18 protein-coding genes are annotated in these 14876 nt (G+C 71.5%); 9 read left to right on the top strand and 9 right to left on the bottom strand.

All coding sequences use genetic code 11. The features are described from left to right. Positions 1-71: 71 nt before the first annotated feature. The 7 genes from LZ495_RS06875 to LZ495_RS06850 all read right to left on the bottom strand — a co-directional run bounded on the left by LZ495_RS06875 (position 72) and on the right by LZ495_RS06850 (position 4661). Positions 72-1439 (bottom strand): phage portal protein, encoded by a 1368-nt coding sequence (locus tag LZ495_RS06875; RefSeq protein ID WP_235051061.1) that lies wholly within the window; start codon positions 1437-1439, stop codon positions 72-74. Positions 1440-1511: 72 nt separating this feature from the next. Next, positions 1512-2990, bottom strand: a complete 1479-nt coding sequence (locus tag LZ495_RS06870) for a terminase large subunit domain-containing protein (protein WP_235051060.1) — start codon at positions 2988-2990, stop codon at positions 1512-1514. Positions 2991-2993: 3 nt separating this feature from the next. Next, the gene (locus tag LZ495_RS06865) at positions 2994-3314 is read right to left on the bottom strand and encodes a hypothetical protein (protein ID WP_235051059.1); all 321 of its coding nucleotides are present in this window, start codon (positions 3312-3314) and stop codon (positions 2994-2996) included. 158 nt (positions 3315-3472) lie between these two features. Beyond that, complete coding sequence (locus LZ495_RS06860; RefSeq protein WP_235051058.1) at positions 3473-3661, bottom strand: hypothetical protein; 189 nt, start codon at positions 3659-3661, stop codon at positions 3473-3475. 3 nt (positions 3662-3664) lie between these two features. Next, positions 3665-3955: a hypothetical protein gene (locus LZ495_RS06855; protein WP_235051057.1), complete on the bottom strand. Its 291-nt coding sequence runs from the start codon at positions 3953-3955 to the stop codon at positions 3665-3667. Positions 3956-4073: 118 nt separating this feature from the next. Beyond that, entirely contained in the window at positions 4074-4268 is a 195-nt protein-coding gene (locus LZ495_RS45230; protein WP_372498531.1) for an HNH endonuclease, read from the bottom strand. A gap of 177 nt (positions 4269-4445) precedes the next feature. Next, positions 4446-4661, bottom strand: coding sequence for a hypothetical protein (locus tag LZ495_RS06850; protein ID WP_235051056.1), 216 nt, complete (start codon positions 4659-4661; stop codon positions 4446-4448). 229 nt (positions 4662-4890) lie between these two features. Here LZ495_RS06850 and LZ495_RS44705 point away from each other — a divergent pair, with 229 nt between their 5' ends. Beyond that, positions 4891-5739, top strand: coding sequence for a DUF5753 domain-containing protein (locus tag LZ495_RS44705; RefSeq protein WP_372498530.1), 849 nt, complete (start codon positions 4891-4893; stop codon positions 5737-5739). Further along, positions 5691-5801: a DUF397 domain-containing protein gene (locus tag LZ495_RS44700; protein ID WP_235051096.1), complete on the top strand. Its 111-nt coding sequence runs from the start codon at positions 5691-5693 to the stop codon at positions 5799-5801. The genes LZ495_RS44705 and LZ495_RS44700 overlap by 49 nt, the downstream gene beginning before the upstream one ends. 142 nt (positions 5802-5943) lie before the next feature. On the opposite strand, the gene LZ495_RS44695 is transcribed toward LZ495_RS44700, so the two are convergent. Further along, positions 5944-7128, bottom strand: coding sequence for a site-specific integrase (locus LZ495_RS44695; protein ID WP_235051054.1), 1185 nt, complete (start codon positions 7126-7128; stop codon positions 5944-5946). 397 nt (positions 7129-7525) lie between these two features. Beyond that, a complete protein-coding gene (locus LZ495_RS06830) occupies positions 7526-8173 on the bottom strand; it encodes a TetR/AcrR family transcriptional regulator (protein ID WP_235051053.1) in 648 nt (215 codons plus the stop codon). A 463-nt stretch (positions 8174-8636) separates the two neighbouring features. Here LZ495_RS06830 and LZ495_RS06825 point away from each other — a divergent pair, with 463 nt between their 5' ends. From LZ495_RS06825 to LZ495_RS06795, 7 genes are all read left to right on the top strand, one after another. After that, positions 8637-9224, top strand: a complete 588-nt coding sequence (locus LZ495_RS06825; protein WP_235051052.1) for a 2-oxoacid:ferredoxin oxidoreductase subunit gamma family protein — start codon at positions 8637-8639, stop codon at positions 9222-9224. Further along, on the top strand, positions 9221-9469 hold the full coding sequence (locus tag LZ495_RS06820) for a 4Fe-4S dicluster domain-containing protein (protein ID WP_235051051.1): 249 nt from the start codon (positions 9221-9223) through the stop codon (positions 9467-9469). The genes LZ495_RS06825 and LZ495_RS06820 overlap by 4 nt, the downstream gene beginning before the upstream one ends. Next, positions 9466-10635, top strand: coding sequence for a thiamine pyrophosphate-binding protein (locus LZ495_RS06815; protein ID WP_235051050.1), 1170 nt, complete (start codon positions 9466-9468; stop codon positions 10633-10635). The genes LZ495_RS06820 and LZ495_RS06815 overlap by 4 nt, the downstream gene beginning before the upstream one ends. After that, positions 10632-11510, top strand: a complete 879-nt coding sequence (locus LZ495_RS06810; protein WP_235051049.1) for a thiamine pyrophosphate-dependent enzyme — start codon at positions 10632-10634, stop codon at positions 11508-11510. The genes LZ495_RS06815 and LZ495_RS06810 overlap by 4 nt, the downstream gene beginning before the upstream one ends. Next, on the top strand, positions 11507-12568 hold the full coding sequence (locus LZ495_RS06805) for a D-2-hydroxyacid dehydrogenase (RefSeq protein ID WP_235051048.1): 1062 nt from the start codon (positions 11507-11509) through the stop codon (positions 12566-12568). The genes LZ495_RS06810 and LZ495_RS06805 overlap by 4 nt, the downstream gene beginning before the upstream one ends. Before the next feature lie 26 nt (positions 12569-12594). Continuing rightward, the gene (locus LZ495_RS06800) at positions 12595-12921 is read left to right on the top strand and encodes a cupin domain-containing protein (protein WP_235051047.1); all 327 of its coding nucleotides are present in this window, start codon (positions 12595-12597) and stop codon (positions 12919-12921) included. Between the two features lie 307 nt (positions 12922-13228). Beyond that, complete coding sequence (locus tag LZ495_RS06795) at positions 13229-14716, top strand: class I adenylate-forming enzyme family protein (protein ID WP_235051046.1); 1488 nt, start codon at positions 13229-13231, stop codon at positions 14714-14716. Positions 14717-14876 lie beyond the last annotated feature (160 nt).

Below are 14876 nucleotides of genomic sequence, written 5' to 3'. Positions count from 1 at the left end.
GTGGGCCGACCGTGCGGGTCCGTACGGGTCCACCACGATGGCCACCGGCCGGTGCTTGCGGGTGAGCTGCATCAGGCGCTCCGGCAGCCATCCGACGCCGGAACGGCCTTCCACGAACTCGACCAGGCGGCCGCGTCTCCGGCCCCGCGCGCCGCCGTCACGGCGGAGACGGCGGCAGTGAGCCGGAGTTCAGGCGACGGGGAAGTGTCACCCGAACAGCGCACCAGGACGCGCGACCCTCGCGCCTGGGCTACCTCCGGCTCGGCCTGGTCGGCAACCCGGCGCGGCTGCACCGGCATTGCCTCGTTCTGCGGTTCGGCCGGCACAGGCCGCGGACGGGGCGCCGCGCCGGTCAAGTCGTCTTCTGCGTCTCGGGCTTCCTGCACCGACATCACCCCAAGCGGGATCAGAGTTGCGTACCGCTGGGCGCGGTCGAGCGGCGCGCCACGGCCGAAGGTTTCGAGGCTGAAGCCGACCCGCACGCCGCGCGGCGAACCGTTGCGGTCGCTCATGCTCAGGCGGCCGGTGATCGGCTCCATGTACGGCGTCAGGGTGAGTTCGATCAGGTCCCGACGCTCGGATTCCAGGGTCGAGTACGTCATCGAGTCCCCGGCCGTGACGTTCATGTACCGGGGCGGGATGCCGCACAGGCGGGCGATCTGTACCGCCGACTCCTCGCGGCCCTCGACCAACTGTAGTTCGGCCGGTGAGGCCGCCACGGGGTCGTACTCGATTCCCTCGTTCAGGTAGGCGGTGGTCCGGGCCCGGCGCGACGTCTCCCACTTCGTCAGGAGCGCGTCGATCTCGTCATCGGTCAGGCCGTACTGCCCCCGCTGCTTCAGGACGCCGGTCGGCATCGTCGGCGAGGCGTAGCGGTTCGCTGCGGCTTCCAGCGCGAGGGCCGTCAGGATCTCCCCGCGCCCGAGCTGCAAGAGCCCTTCGTCCGGGCCCTCGAAGCAGATCAGGTCATCCGGCGGGACCTCGCGGCCCCGGTAGGTGGCGTAGACCCGCTCAACCTCGTCGGTGCCGAACAGCCGCTGAACGCTCACGTACTCCGGTTCGAGCCGGACCACTTCGAGGGGCCATCCGAGGTAGTCCCGGCGCAGCACGCGCCACCACGCGTAGCGGTGAAGGACCAGGTCCCCCACCGTCGCGGCCATGGTGTTGTACCGGCACCGGAACCCTTCGGGTTGGTCCAGGAAGGGCGTTCCGTCCAGCTGGTCGGTACCGCGCCAGCGAACGAGCGGAAGCGTCCCGATGGTGTTGCCGATCAGGGACACGGCGCGGCGTACGGCCGGGACCTGAAGCGCGAGCGCGCGCGGCACCGCGCCACCGGCGAACGCCGACCAGGCGTCATCGGCGCCCGGCGGCCCCGCCTCGATTGCGCGCGTGATGAGCTGGTCTAGCGGCACGCCGCCGCGCTCGTCGGCGAGTTCCACCCGCCGTGAGCGCCGTCCGAAGATCCCCATGAAGCGGACACTATGTCCGCTTATCATATTTTTCCTTTCGGACTACGCCGAACGGATGGCGGGGGCCGCGAACACGTCGGCCGGATGGGTGAGTCCGTAGGCCGCGAGCATGGCCGCGACGACGGCGGCCGGGAACTTCCCGCCGGGGTCCGGGGCCCGGGAGATCACCGGTTGCTCGCGCACGAGGCGGCCGGACGCGGCGCGGCACGCTTCGTCAAGCAGCGGGTGGGAGCGGTGCCGGACGGTGTGCTCGACCAGGCCGGTCACGAACTCGGCGTCCGCCTGGATCATGTCGGCGGCCGTGAACGGCACGAGCGGCACGCGTACGCGCCGGTTCTCGTCAAGGTGTTGGTGGGCCGACCGTGCGGGTCCGTACGGGTCCACCACGATGGCCACCGGCCGGTGCTTGCGGGTGAGCTGCATCAGGCGCTCCGGCAGCCATCCGACGCCGGAACGGCCTTCCACGAACTCGACCAGGAGCGCGCCGTCCGGCGCGCGCCCGGCCGCGACGATCACCGCGCCGGACCGGTCCGGGAACACCTCGGCCGCGAACGCGACATCGGACCCGGGGGCGATCCGGCCCAGTGTGCGCGCGGCCTCCCACACGGATGGAGCAACGTAGTAAGACGTGCTCGACACCCAGAAGTTGCCGTACGCCCTCGCGTACTCGCTGCCGTTCCCCATCTGCTTCTTGGCCGCGAGCAGAGCGCGGCGGCCGATCGTATGGCCTAACGCCGGGTGGTGCGCGGCAACGAGATCGACGTCCGAGGGGTCGGCCGCGTCGTCGGGAACTCCCCACTCGAAGAACGCGGTTGCCGGTTCGTCGGGGTCGGCCGCGGTTCGGCCGGCAGAAGTCTCGCGGAGCGCGTCGACCATGGGCCGGAACCAGGTGGACTTCGAGTTCCCGGCCGTCGACACCTTCCAGCTCTGGGCCATCTTGCGCGTGGCCATGGTCGGTACGAACGCCTGGGCGAGCGCGGTCCCGGCCTCGGCCGACAGGGACCAGATCTCATCGATGAACACGAGGTCCGTCGACTTGCCGTGAAGCGCGGAGTCCTTCGGGGCGAACACCCGGAGCGCGCTGCCGTTCGGGAACCGGATCGCCTCTTGGCCATTGGTGTACCGGACCTTGACCAACCGGCGCAGCTTCGAGGCGAGCACGCGCTGAACGGTCTGCTCCCAGGTATCGCGCGCGTCCTGCCGGGTCTGGGCCGTCATCCACGTTGAGCCGTACGCCAGCTTGATGGCGCGGTGCAGCATGACCGGCCGGAGAAGCGTCGTCTTGCCCGACTGCCGGGGGACGGTGATCAGGACGTCCGGATAGGCGAACACCAGGCCGGGGCCGCCGTCCGGGTCCGGGATCAACTCAAGGGCCACGTCCGCGACGTACTGCTGCCACGGCATGAGCGGCGTACCGAGCAGGCACGCGAGCTTGGCCACGGCCGGGCCCAGCGTCGGGCGCTCCGGCGTGCGCGGAGTGGCGAACTTGGGCGGCGGCGTCCCGGTCGCTGCCCAGTCCACCCCCTACCCCAGCTCGGCCGCGAGCTGGGCGAACAGCTCGGCCTGGTCGTCCTCGCCCTCACCGCGCGGCGCGGGGAAGGCATTCAGCTTGTCGAGCACTTCGACCAGGACGCGGGAGACGGCGGCGGCCCCGTGCGCGTCGTCCCGGCCCGTGGCGCCGTCCAGGGCGCGGCCGAGCGCCACGGCAAGGGCCCAGGTGGCATCGGCCGACGCGGGGCCGCCCCCGGCCGCCTTGCGGGCACGCTCCAGGGACTGTTCGAGCGCGAACCGGCGCCGCGCCCCCTTACCCCTGCCCTGACCTGGGGGTTTGCTGCTCGTACCCATGGTCCAAGTGTGCGCCGGGTCGCGCAGTCTCGCACGAACACGGGACCCTCGCGCGCCCGTTCGGCGCGGCGCGGCCGGGGTGGGGGGTCCCTCGGGGAGAGAGATCAGGTGGGCGCGGGGTGTCGGAGCCGCGCCCACCTGCCAAAAAGCCGGGCCGGTCAGCGCGTCCGGCCGCCGCGCCGCGCCGCGCGGCGCGCCTCTGCCTCGCGTGCGCGCCGCTGCGCGCGGTTCAGGGGTTGGCCGTTCGCGTCGAGCCACATCGTTGAGCCGTCGTCCATTCGGCTCAGCGTGGCCGGGTCGTTGAGCTTGTCGGCCTGGGTGACCGGCAAGTTGGGGCGCCTGCCCATGTGTTACTCCGTTCGTGTGCGCGGCATCCGCACCACCGCGCCGTCGTGCTCGGCTTGCAGCTCGGCGAGTAGGGCGCCGTCGATCTCGTCTTCCTCGTCGATCACGTCCTGGTCCAGCCAGTCGGAGACGACTTCGTGAAGGGTGTGGAACCGTGCTGCGACGGCGGCCGGGAGCACCGCGCGCACCGTGAGCCGGTAGTCCCCCTCAGGCGTTCGGCGGAGTACGGCGTCCTGCCATCGCAGGTCTTCGCGGGCGAAGTCCTCGGACATGAGCGCGGGCAGCACCATGGGCATGGCGTACTCGTTCAGCTCAACGCGGCGCGGCAGCACGTGCCTTCGGACCTTGCGCGGTCCGGCCGGCCTGCCGCGTGCATGCGGCAAGGTGCGTACTGCGGTGGCTCGTTGGGTCATCTCACCAATCCCGGGATGGTGGGGCGGTAGGGGTGCGGTCGCCGCGCGCCAGGTTGCACGGTGTGCAGCTCCCCGCGAGGTTGGCGCGGTCGTCGGTTCCGCCGTGTTTGCGCGGGATGATGTGGTCCACGCAGTCAGCCACCGTGCCACACCAACGGCACGTTGGTTCCTCCGCCAACACCAATGCGCGGATCATCCGCCATTCGTGTGATCCGCCGTCAGGGCCAAGTGAGCTACCGGCCACCGGGCCACCCGACGTAGCGCGCGCTCACCAGGAGCGCGCCGCACCGGAAGCACCGCCACCGGCGAACTCCCCCGGCACGCCCGGCCGTGGCCTGGTAGGGGTGCCTGCACGTGCGTAGGCCGGGCCTGGTCACTCGACCTCCCGGGGCGGCGGATCGTCGCGGTAGAGCGGCCGTGTGGGATCGTCGCGGCGCGGCGGCGGCGGGACGACCTGTGCGGTTGCGTGGCGCGCGGCCTGGTGGTGCATGACCGGCGGCGGGAGCAGTCGATAGACCAGGCGCATCAGGCAGGCCGCCAAACCGAGGATGACCAGGCCCAACACGATGATCGCCGCGAAGAGTTCCATGCACCGATCATGCGCGGGCGTGAGGTTACGCGCGCGGCCGAAGTTCCGCCCGGCGGGGCGAATTACTCCACTCGGGCGAGTGACGGCGGACTGCCGTTTGCACCATGGCCGTGGGACGCTGGCCGGATGCAAATCCGCTGGTAGTGGTTCGGCAACTTCCCCCCGTAGACGGCGATTCGGCCAGTAGGGTGAGTTTTTCCGCCACAGCGAGACGAACCGGGGGTTCGGGATGACTCGTCGGCAAGAAGCGGCGCGCGCACTGCGCGAAGTCCGCGACACAGACCAGCGCGGCGTATACCGCGTGCGCCCGGCGGAAGCCGGAGAGATGAGCGCGGAGGCACGTCTCTGGCATACAGCCGAACGGGTGCGCCAGTACCACCCGATGTTGATCCCGGGGGTCATGCAGACCACGGCGTACGCGCAAGCCGTCATGCGCTCGATGAACGGGTCCCTTCCCCCGGCCGAGATCGAGCGTAGGGCCGCTCTGCGGTCCGAGCGCGGGCGTACCTGGGCGCAGCGGCTCAAGGAGTCGTACGACGGATACCAGGGCCGTACAGCGTGGTTCGTGATCCATCTGGACGCCTTGCGGCGGCCGGTGGGCAGCCGCGCCGTTCAGGCCGCACAGATCCAGCGCGTGATCGAGCTGGTGGACCAGACGCGCGCCATCCGGGTGGTGGTGCTCCAGCCCCCGGCCCTGGACGATTTCACCGCCGAGCCCTACCGCGACGGGTGCCCGGGGCTGGTCGGCCCGTTCGTCGTCCTGGACGTCGCAGGCCCGCAGCGCGCCGTGTTCCTCGAACACTCCCTGGCGACCGTCTACACGCAGCGGCCCGAAGACGTCGCGCGGTACTCGCTGGCCTGGGACGACCTACTAGCCTCGTCCTTGAGCCCGTCGGAGTCGCGGGCCGTCCTGGAAGAGGAGTACGAGCGCCAATGCCGCATGTTCGTAACCGCACCCACCACGGGGCACCCTTCGTCACTTCCTCATACACGCAGGAGGAGGAGTGCGTCGCCGTCGCCAACCCTGCAATTGGAAGCGTCGGAGTACTCGACAGCAAGCGACCCGACGGACCGGTGATCGAGATAAACCGTGCTGCTTGGTCGACGCTGATCCTCGGCCTTCAGGGCCCGCGGCCGTAATCGGTCGATTACCGGCCGGCACTCTGCAGCGTAATCGGGCCATTACTCGGCCGGCCTGGGGCCGGAAATGCCACCGGCCCCCACACTCCGGGATTGTGTGGGGGCCGGTGTCGTGCCTGCCTCTTCGAGGTTAGGCGACTACCTACGCGAGCGCGCGCAATGGCGTGGGCCTCGGCATGTCGGGCCGCTGCGCCGGAATGGCGGGGGCGGTGCGCAGCGAATCCACCAGGTCCGATCCGAATCCGCGCACGGCGGTGCGCCGGGCCTCGGTCATCAGGCTCGATACGTAGCCCTGGGTGATCTTCACGTTGGCGTGCCGGAGCTGCTTCGAGACCAAAAGCAGGTCATGCCCGGAGTCGTAGTAGAGCTTCGTGGCGTAGAAGGCCCTCAGGGCGTGCGCGTGGCCGGAGTAGTACCCGGCAGCCGCGCAGAAGTCCGAGAACCGCGCAGAAGCCTTCTGGGCGCTCCAGTGGGCAAGCGCGCGATCCGGCCGCCCCATGAACGTCCGGACCACGATGTCCGACGCAAGGAGCTTCACGGCAGGCTTTCCGTGGCGGCCCTTGGATTTCGGCAGCTCGATATACCAGCTGTCGGCCTCTTCGTCCTCGCCCTCGACGAACTTGAGCCAGGAGGGCCGGAATCCGGGGACTTCGGAAATCCGCAGGCCGGTGAAGGCCATCAGGATGGTGAAGTCGTACATGACCGTGTCGCCGGTCGCGAGGGCGTACGCGAGGAGTTGGCGAACCTGCTTTTCGGTGGCCGGTACGGTCGAGTTCTCGGCGTCGTTGTTGCTCATGCGCCGGATACCGTCGCTGATGTCGGCCGACTCGATCGACTTGCAGAACCGGCGCACCGCCGACAGGACGCCGTTATGGGCGGCGGCGGAGATTCCGTCCTTGCCGACCGCTTCCGCCGTCATGTTCAGGCGGGTGATGAATCCGCGTACGTGCCGTGTTTCGAGCGCGGCCGGGTCGAGCTGGAACATCTCGGCCATGCGATCGATCTTCTCGGCGTACTGGCTGCACGTGCGCGGCGCGAGTCCTTCACTGCGCAGCCACGCGTAGAACTCCTCCGATTCCGGGTGCCGGAGAATCCGGGACCGGACTTCCCGCCGGGCGTTCTTGATGCGCGGGTTGTGCAGGTAGGCGCACCACGCGGAAAGGCTCGAAGAGTACGAGCGGATAGAGCCGGTGGCCAGCGGCCGGACGGCGCGGTATTCGGCCAGCGGGTCTTCGATATCCGCGAGCTTCGCGGGGTCGTCCAGGCCCAGGCCGTTGAAGAGTGCGGCAACGTGGTTCAGCCGCTTGGTAATGGTCCCTTCGGGCACATTCTGTGTCCTTTGGTGGGCCGCCCACGTTGTAAGGGCAGGGTGCCGCTTACGGTTTCCCGACATGAGTTTCCTTGGCTTGTGAGAGGGTCCAGCGAACTCACAAACGGCCCGCGTACCGACCTCGGTACGCGGGCCGTTCGGCTTTCCCTCACACAGCCCCGGAAGTTCACTCGGAATGCTCACTAGCACACGGGGTCAAATCCGGTGCCGGAGTGTCCCTAACAAACGTCCGATTGCCAGGGAAACTGAATCACAGCGGGCTCAGAAACGGCGACGTACTGTCATCGATAGAGCCCGTTCTGTGAGCTACCTCACGCACCAATCGGCGTCGGTCGTACAAACCGAACCGGCGGCGAGTGCGGAGCGCAGCTTATTCGACCAGTCTGACTCGGCGTCAGACAACTGGAATCCGCAGCCCCCGGCAGGCGAATCGCACCAAGTGGGCGGTCTCGGCGGGGGTCGGCGCGGTCCGGGCGCGCAGGTGGTCGTGCAGGCACGCGACGGTGAGGCGGTAGACGGCGAGGGCGTCGGCGACGGGGTCGTCGTGGGTGCCGACCGCGGGGTTGGCGGGGTACGTCTCGCGCAGCACCTCGACCAGCGGCGCCAGCATGGCCTCCGTGGAACTGCGCTGCTCGGCCGGGAACTGCTCGGCGAGGCGGTCCTGATGGGCCAGGAACGGGCGGGTGCGGGCGGCCGCGACGGGATCGGCGGCCTGGGCCAGGACGCCCTCTATCCAGGCGCGCACGCGGCCGGGCGCGGTGTCGGCGGCCGCGATGCGGCGGCGCAGGTACTCGGCCATCCGGCGGCGGCCGTCGTCGAGGAGGGCGACCAGCAGCTCGTCCTTGGACCGGAAGTGCCGGTAGAAGGCCTGGTTCGACAGCCCCGACTCGCGCAGGATCTCGCGGACCGTGGGGTCCAGGCTGCCGGTGCGCTCCACGACCCGGTAGGTGGCTTCGACCAGCCGGCTCACTTCTTCGGCGTAGACCGCCCAGCGGGCGGCGAGGGGGCGGCGGACCGCCTCGCGGACGAGCCCGACGGGCACGTCGGACTCGTCCGGGGATGCGTCGGGGAGCCCGGGCAGAAGCTCCGGGGCCTGCGGCTCGGCATGCTCCGCCCGGTCCGCGGGACCGCCTCGCCCGTCCCGCCCGGCCGCACCGCCGCGTCCGCCCGGCTGCCCCGTTCCGTCGGCCCCGCCCGGCTGCCCCGTTCCGCCGGCCCCGCCCGGCTGCCCCGTTCCGCCGGCCCCGCCCGGCTGCCCCGTTCCGCCGGCCCCGCCCGGCTGCCCCGTTCCGCCGGCCCCGCCCGGCTGCCCCGTTCCGCCGGCCCCGCCCGGCCGTTCGCCCCCGGATGCGGCCCCCCGCCGGTCCTCGCCCATGTCTCCCGCTCCCCTTCCCGTCCGGAACGCTGCACGCTACAGTCCAGAACAACGTTCCCATAGTTACATCGAATGTTCCCGGCGGTCGGCGAGCCGCCGCGGACCCGAGGGGCGAAAGGCGGTGCGGCACATGCAGCGCGAGATCCTGTGGACCGGCATCGGCGGCCAGGGCATCCAGCTCGCCACCGAACTGCTGGCCGCGGCCGCGGTCGCGGAAGGCCGGCACGCGATGTTCTTCGGGTCGTACGGCGGCATGATGCGCGGCGGCAACTCCGACACCACGCTCGTGCTCGGCGACGCCCCCGTGCAGTCCCCGCCGACCATCGGCGCCACCTGGTCGGCGCTCGTCCTGCATCCCGCGCACGCCGCGGGCACGCTCGCGAAGCTGCGGCCGGACGGCCTGCTGGTGGCGAACTCCACGCTGTGCACGGACATCGGCGGCCACCCGGGCGCCGTCGTCCGCATCCCGGCCACCGAACTGGCCACCGCCGCGGGCAGCGCCAACGCGGTCACCATGGTCGCGCTCGGCGCGTTCGCCGCCGCGACCCGCATCGCCGCCCTGGACACCCTGATCGGCCTGCTGCCCGAGGTGCTCCCGGCCTACCGGCACCGGCACATCCCCGCCAACGAAGCCGCCCTGCGCGCCGGGCACCGGGCCGCCGCGCCGCTCGTCGACGCCTGGGCCGCTTCCGGCGCCCCCGAGGAGGCCGCCGTATGACCGTCAGCCTGGGCACCCTGGTGATCGACACCGAGGCGTGCAAGGGATGCGAGCTGTGCATCGACGCCTGCCCGCCGGACGTGCTCCGGATGACCACCGACATCGTCAACGAACGCGGCTACCGGTACCCGCAGTTGCTGCCCGGCTGCATCGCCTGCAAGGCGTGCACGGCGATCTGCCCCGACTTCGTCTTCCAGGTGTACCGGTACGAGCAGCCGCAGCAGCACGGGGAGGCCGCCGAATGACCGCCGCGACCCGGCCGGACCGCGCGTCCCACGCCGCCCGCATCATGCCCGGGCCGGCGGCGATCGCCGAGGCGATGCTGGCGGCCGGCTGCCGCTTCTTCGCGGGCTACCCGATGACCCCGTTCACCGAAGTCCTGGAGACGATGGCGGCCCGGCTCCCCGAAGTCGGCGGAGTCTGCGTCAACGCGGAGAGCGAACTCGAAGCGGTCGGCATGGCCTGGGGGGCCGCCGCCACCGGCACCCCGGCAGCCACCGGCTCGACCGGGCAGGGCCTTTCGCTCATGCAGGAGTCGCTCGCCGAGATCGTGTACGCCCGGCTGCCGCTGGTCGTGCTCAACATGGCCCGCGCGCAGGGCGACTACTTCCAGGCCACCCGGGGCGGCGGCCACGGGGACTACCGGCACCTCGTCCTCGCACCGTGCGACGTCCCGGAGGCCGTCGAACTCACCCAACTGGCCTTCCATTTGGCGGAGAAGTGGCGCAGCCCGGTCCTGGTGATGGGCGACTACTACCTCGCGCACACCCACCAGTCGGTCACCGTCGCCCCGCTCGACTTCGGACCGCTGCCGCCGCGCGACTGGGCACTGGACGGGCGCTCCGGCGGCAGCGGCGCGGCGAAGCTCATCTCGCCGCTCAGCGACGCCAAGCAGCGGCACGCGGCCGGGCGGGCCGACGCCGGGTACGACCTCGCCGAGTTCTACCACCGGCACGTCGCGGTCATGGAGCGCATGGTCGCCGAGGAACCACCGCGCGCGGAGACAGAGTTCGTCGAAGACGCCGAGGTGGTGGTGGTCGCCTACGGCACACCGGGCGCCTACGTACGCCAGGCGGTGCGCGAACTGCGCGCCGAGGGAAGGCGCGTCGGCTACGTGCGACCCATCACGCTGGTGCCGTTCCCGAGCGAGATCGTCGCCGCGGCCGCGGCGGGCGGCCGCACGGTGGCGGTGTACGAGAACAACCAGGGGCAGATGCTCGATGACGTACGGCTCGCCGTACTGGGCGCGGCTCCGGTCCGGTTCATCGGCGGACTCAGCCTGGACGCATCGGGGTTCGGCATCGCCCCGGACCTGGACGTGGCAGTGCTCAAGGCGCGCATCGCGGCCGTGCACGACGCGGCAGCCCCCGCGGGCGACGCCGGGCACGACGGACGAGGAGGGGCAGCATGAGCGGCCGTACCGAACTCCCGGTCATCCGCACCGACGCGCCCCCGGCCTGCGCCGCGCGCCTCGTGCACGACTTCACCCCGGCGCTCATCGACGTCGGCGCCCACCACCTCTGCCCCGGCTGCGGCGAGCCGATCGCGATGCGGTCGATGGTCGAGCAGGTCGAGGAGCTCGACCAGGTCCGGCGCGCCATCGCGGTGTTCGGCATCGGCTGCTACACCGCCTACTCCAACAACCTGGACATCGAGGTACTGCAGGCCCTGCACGGCCGCGCGCCCTCGCTCGCCACCGGCGTCAAGCGCTGCCGCCCGGACACCCTGGTGTTCACCGTGCAAGGCGACGGCGACATGGTCAACGAGGGCCTGCAGGAGGTCCTGCACGCCGCGGCGCGGGGCGAGAACATCACCTGCTTCATGCTCAACAACGGCGTCTTCGGCGAGACCGGCGGCCACATGACCGCCGCGACCGTGCTCGGCCAGCGCACGAAGAACACCCTCGACGGCCGCGACGCCGCGCAGCACGGCTACCCGATCCGGCTCGCCGACCTGATCGCCCAACTCGACGGGGCCGCATATGTGGCGCGCGGCGCGGTCAACAATGCCGTCAACATCACCCGCACCAACCGCATGATCAAGAACGCCTTCCGGGCCCAACTGGAAGGCCGGGGCTTCTCGTTCGTCGAGATCCTCACGATGTGCCCGACGGGATGGTTCGTGGACACCCTGGACGCCCCGGCGTACCTCGACGAGGCACTCGCCGCGACCCACCGGCCCGGCGTCCTCAAGGACACCTCCAAGCCGGCCGCACCCGTATCCGCACTCGCACCCGTCGTCGCACCCGAGTCAGCACCCGCGTCCGCGAAGGGAACCACCGCATGAACCCGCTGGTCGTCGGCATCATGTACCCGCCGCGCTGGGACATCCGGCCGCCCGAGCGGTACGCCGCCGACATCGCCGCACTGCAGGCCCTCGACCCGCGCATCGAGATCCTCGAATGCCGGTACGTCGAAGAGGACCCGCTGCGCACCGAACGCGGGCGCCCCGGCTCCGCGTCCGATGCCGCGCTGCGCGCCCGCGCACCGGAGCTGACCGCCGAGCAGCGCGCCGGATTGTCCCGCATCGAGGTCGCGCTGGTCGCCGATCTGCCTTTCGACGTCGCCGACTTGGCGCCCGAACTGCGGTGGGTGCAGAGCGTCGCGGCGGGCAACGGGCAACTGGTGTCCGCGGGGCTGCCGACCGAGCGGATCACGGCCACCACGGCGGCCGGGGTCAACGGCGTACCGATCGCGGAGTTCGCGTTCTCCCGGCTGCTCGCGCACTTCAAGGGGCACCGCGAACTCGACGAGCGCCAGCGCGAGCACCGCTGGAAGGCGGTCTTCGGGGCGCTGGTGTCCGGCCGTACCCTCGGCCTGGTCGGGGTGGGCGGCATCGGCGGCGAAATCGCCAAGCGGGCCCAGGCGTTCGGCATGACGGTGTACGCGACGCGGCGGCGTACCGACCGGCCCGCGCCGAACGTCGACCGGCTCTTCCACCCGGACGACCTGCACAGCATGCTGGCGCAGTGCGATGCGGTGGTCTCGGCGGCACCGGAGACGCCGGACACCGTCGACACCATGGACGCGGCCGCGTTCGCCGCGATGCGGCCGGGCGCGTTCTACTGCAACGTCGGACGCGGGTCGTTCGTGGTCGAGAAGGACCTGATCGAGGCCCTCGAATCCGGGCACCTGGGCGCCGCCGCGCTCGACGTGGCGCGCACCGAGCCGCTGCCCGCCGAGGACCCGCTGTGGGATGCCCCGAACCTCTACCTCTCGGCGCACTGCTCCAGCGACGCCCGCGACCACTTCACCGGCGTCTTCGGCCTGTTCCGCGAAAACCTGGCCCGCTACCTGGCCGGCGATCCGCTGCGGAACGTCGTCGACCCGGCCAGCGGCTACTGACCCTTCCACTCACGAGGAGACCGGCCATGAGCAGCGACGAGCGCAAACTCGGCGGCATCGGCAGCAAGGTCCTGTTCGAGGACGACAAAGTACGCATTTGGGAGCTCGCCCTCGCCCCTGGCGAGCGCAGCGACGTGCACCGCCACGACCTCGACTACTACCTCGTCCAGGTCGGCGGCGACCGGATCGCGGTCGAACCCGAGCCGGACAGCGAGGGCGAATACAAGGAGTACTTCGCGGCGGACGTGGTCCCCGGCATCGTGGTCCCGATGAAGCGCGGCGGCGTGGAAACCGCGGTCAACGTCGGCGAGAAGCCGTACTACGAGATCATCGTCGAGCTCAAGGACGCCTGACCGGTCCGGGCTGCACAGCGCCTGATGCAGCCCCTGACGCGGGCCCGGCACGCCGGGCCCGCAAGGCGCTTGAGACGCCCGCCCGGCAGGCGTCTCACCCGGGCCCGCCACCGCGACGGCCACCCGGCCCCGGCGCTCTCCGGTCCCCGCGTACGACAAGTCCGAACCACACAGCCGGCCCCCGCCCGGGGCGCACCCCCGGGCCGCCCCCGCGCACCCCGCTCCCGCCTCTTCCCAGGCCGCGGCCGGGCGCCTAGCGTACGGGGGCCGGATCATGCGACAACCAGCACGACCAGGGAGGTACGGGGTGGGGCAGGGACTCGTCATCGGGGAGGTCTTCGCGGGTGCCGCGCGTGCGGTCCCGGGCCGCGCCGCCGCGATCCTCGGCGACCGCGTGCTGACCTTCGCGGAACTGTCGGCGGCCGGCGAACGCACCGCGCGGGCGCTGCTCGACCTCGGCGTGGCCAAGGGCGACCGGGTGGTGTGCTGGAACACCACGTCGCTCGACATCCTGCCGGTCTTCGCCGCCCTCGCGCGCATCGGCGCGGTCTACGTGCCGGTCGGCCCGGCGCTCCCGGCCGACGAGGCCGAAGCACTCGTGCGCGCTGCCAAGCCCGTCCTGCTGATCGCCGACGAGAAGGTCGACGGCGCCGCGGTCGCGTCCCGCGCCGACGTCGCCCACCTCGCGCTCGCCGAACTCGTCGCCCAGGCCGCCACCGAACCGGCCGGCCCCCTCGACGCACCCGAGCCGGACGAGGCCGACCCGCACACCATCTTCTTCACCTCGGGCAGCACCGGGCGCCCCAAGGGCGTCGTGCTCTCGCACCGCGTCAACATGCTGCGCACCCACCCCGGCTCCCAACTCGAGCCGCGCGGCCCCATGGTGTGCGTCTACCCGCTCTTCCACATGGGCGCCTGGACCATCGCCCTGCAGCAGTGGCAGGCCCGCGACACCCTCGTCCTCGTCCCGCAGACCGACGGCGCGTCCATCGTCGCCGCGGTCCGCGCCCACGAGGCCACCCGGCTGAACTGCGTCCCCGCCGTATGGGAACGTGTCATCGCCGCCCTCGCCGCCGAACGCACCGCCGAGACCGGCGACGGCACCCTCCCGAGCCTCCGCTTCGCGGACTCCGGCACCTCCGCCACCGTCCCCGAACTCCTCGAAGGCATCGCGGCCGCGGCCCCCAACGCCACGCTGCGCGTCTTCTACGGCTCCACCGAGGCCGGCAACGTCACCTCGCTCGACGGCCCCGACGTCCTGCGCAAGCCCGGCAGTTGCGGCGTCCCGAGCATCTTCCAGCACCTCGCCCTCGACCCCGAAGGCGAACTCTGCGTGCGCGGCCCGCTCCTCTTCGACGGCTACTTCGACGACCCCGCCGCCACCGCCGCCGCCCTCCAGAACGGCTGGTACCGCACCGGCGACATGGCCACCACCGACGACGAGGGCTACCTCACCATCGCCGGCCGCACCCGCGACCTCATCCGCACCGGCGGCGAAAGCGTCGCCCCCAACGAGGTCGAGACCGTCCTCGCCGCCCTCGCCGGCGTCCGCGACGTCGCCGTCATAGGCCTCCCCGACACCACCTGGGGCGAAATAGTCTGCGCCGTCGTCGTCCCCGACGACCCCTCCTCCATCCCCGGCCCCGCCGCCCTCCGCACCGCCTGCGAAGGCCGCCTGGCCCCCCACAAACACCCCCGCCGCGTCTTCTACGCCGAAACCCTCCCCCGCACCACGGCCACCGGCCAGATCCAACGCAAGCAACTGGTCGAAGAAATCCTCGCCGCCCGCGCCTGACCCCCACGGGCCCGCGCCAAAAGGGGTGCCGCAGCCAACACCAGGCTGCAGCACCCCTTTTCCCATGCCCCGGCGCCTTCAAAGAACCAGAACTGAGTGCGCGGGGGCCGCGGCAGCGGGGGCCGCGCGGGCCCATCCCGCTGTGCGGACCCGCCCACGC

It is taken from the genome of Yinghuangia soli (assembly GCF_021502675.1).
In the GTDB taxonomy this organism is placed as follows: domain Bacteria; phylum Actinomycetota; class Actinomycetes; order Streptomycetales; family Streptomycetaceae; genus Yinghuangia; species Yinghuangia soli.
The sequence above is the reverse complement of the archived record's forward strand: the minus strand, read 5'-3'. Positions and strand labels throughout refer to the sequence as shown.

Bases quoted from the DNA above. Each gene is read 5' to 3' on its own strand.
- LZ495_RS06810 (WP_235051049.1), top strand. From the start codon at position 10,632: ATGAGCGGCCGTACCGAACTCCCGGTCATCCGCACCGACGCGCCCCCG.
- LZ495_RS06855 (WP_235051057.1), bottom strand. From the start codon at position 3,955: ATGCCCATGGTGCTGCCCGCGCTCATGTCCGAGGACTTCGCCCGCGAA.
- LZ495_RS06820 (WP_235051051.1), top strand. From the start codon at position 9,221: ATGACCGTCAGCCTGGGCACCCTGGTGATCGACACCGAGGCGTGCAAG.
- LZ495_RS44705 (WP_372498530.1), top strand. From the start codon at position 4,891: ATGACTCGTCGGCAAGAAGCGGCGCGCGCACTGCGCGAAGTCCGCGAC.
- LZ495_RS06860 (WP_235051058.1), bottom strand. From the start codon at position 3,661: ATGGGCAGGCGCCCCAACTTGCCGGTCACCCAGGCCGACAAGCTCAAC.
- LZ495_RS06850 (WP_235051056.1), bottom strand. From the start codon at position 4,661: ATGGAACTCTTCGCGGCGATCATCGTGTTGGGCCTGGTCATCCTCGGT.
- LZ495_RS45230 (WP_372498531.1), bottom strand. From the start codon at position 4,268: ATGATCCGCGCATTGGTGTTGGCGGAGGAACCAACGTGCCGTTGGTGT.
- LZ495_RS06800 (WP_235051047.1), top strand. From the start codon at position 12,595: ATGAGCAGCGACGAGCGCAAACTCGGCGGCATCGGCAGCAAGGTCCTG.
- LZ495_RS06815 (WP_235051050.1), top strand. From the start codon at position 9,466: ATGACCGCCGCGACCCGGCCGGACCGCGCGTCCCACGCCGCCCGCATC.
- LZ495_RS06825 (WP_235051052.1), top strand. From the start codon at position 8,637: ATGCAGCGCGAGATCCTGTGGACCGGCATCGGCGGCCAGGGCATCCAG.
- LZ495_RS06805 (WP_235051048.1), top strand. From the start codon at position 11,507: ATGAACCCGCTGGTCGTCGGCATCATGTACCCGCCGCGCTGGGACATC.
- LZ495_RS06865 (WP_235051059.1), bottom strand. From the start codon at position 3,314: ATGGGTACGAGCAGCAAACCCCCAGGTCAGGGCAGGGGTAAGGGGGCG.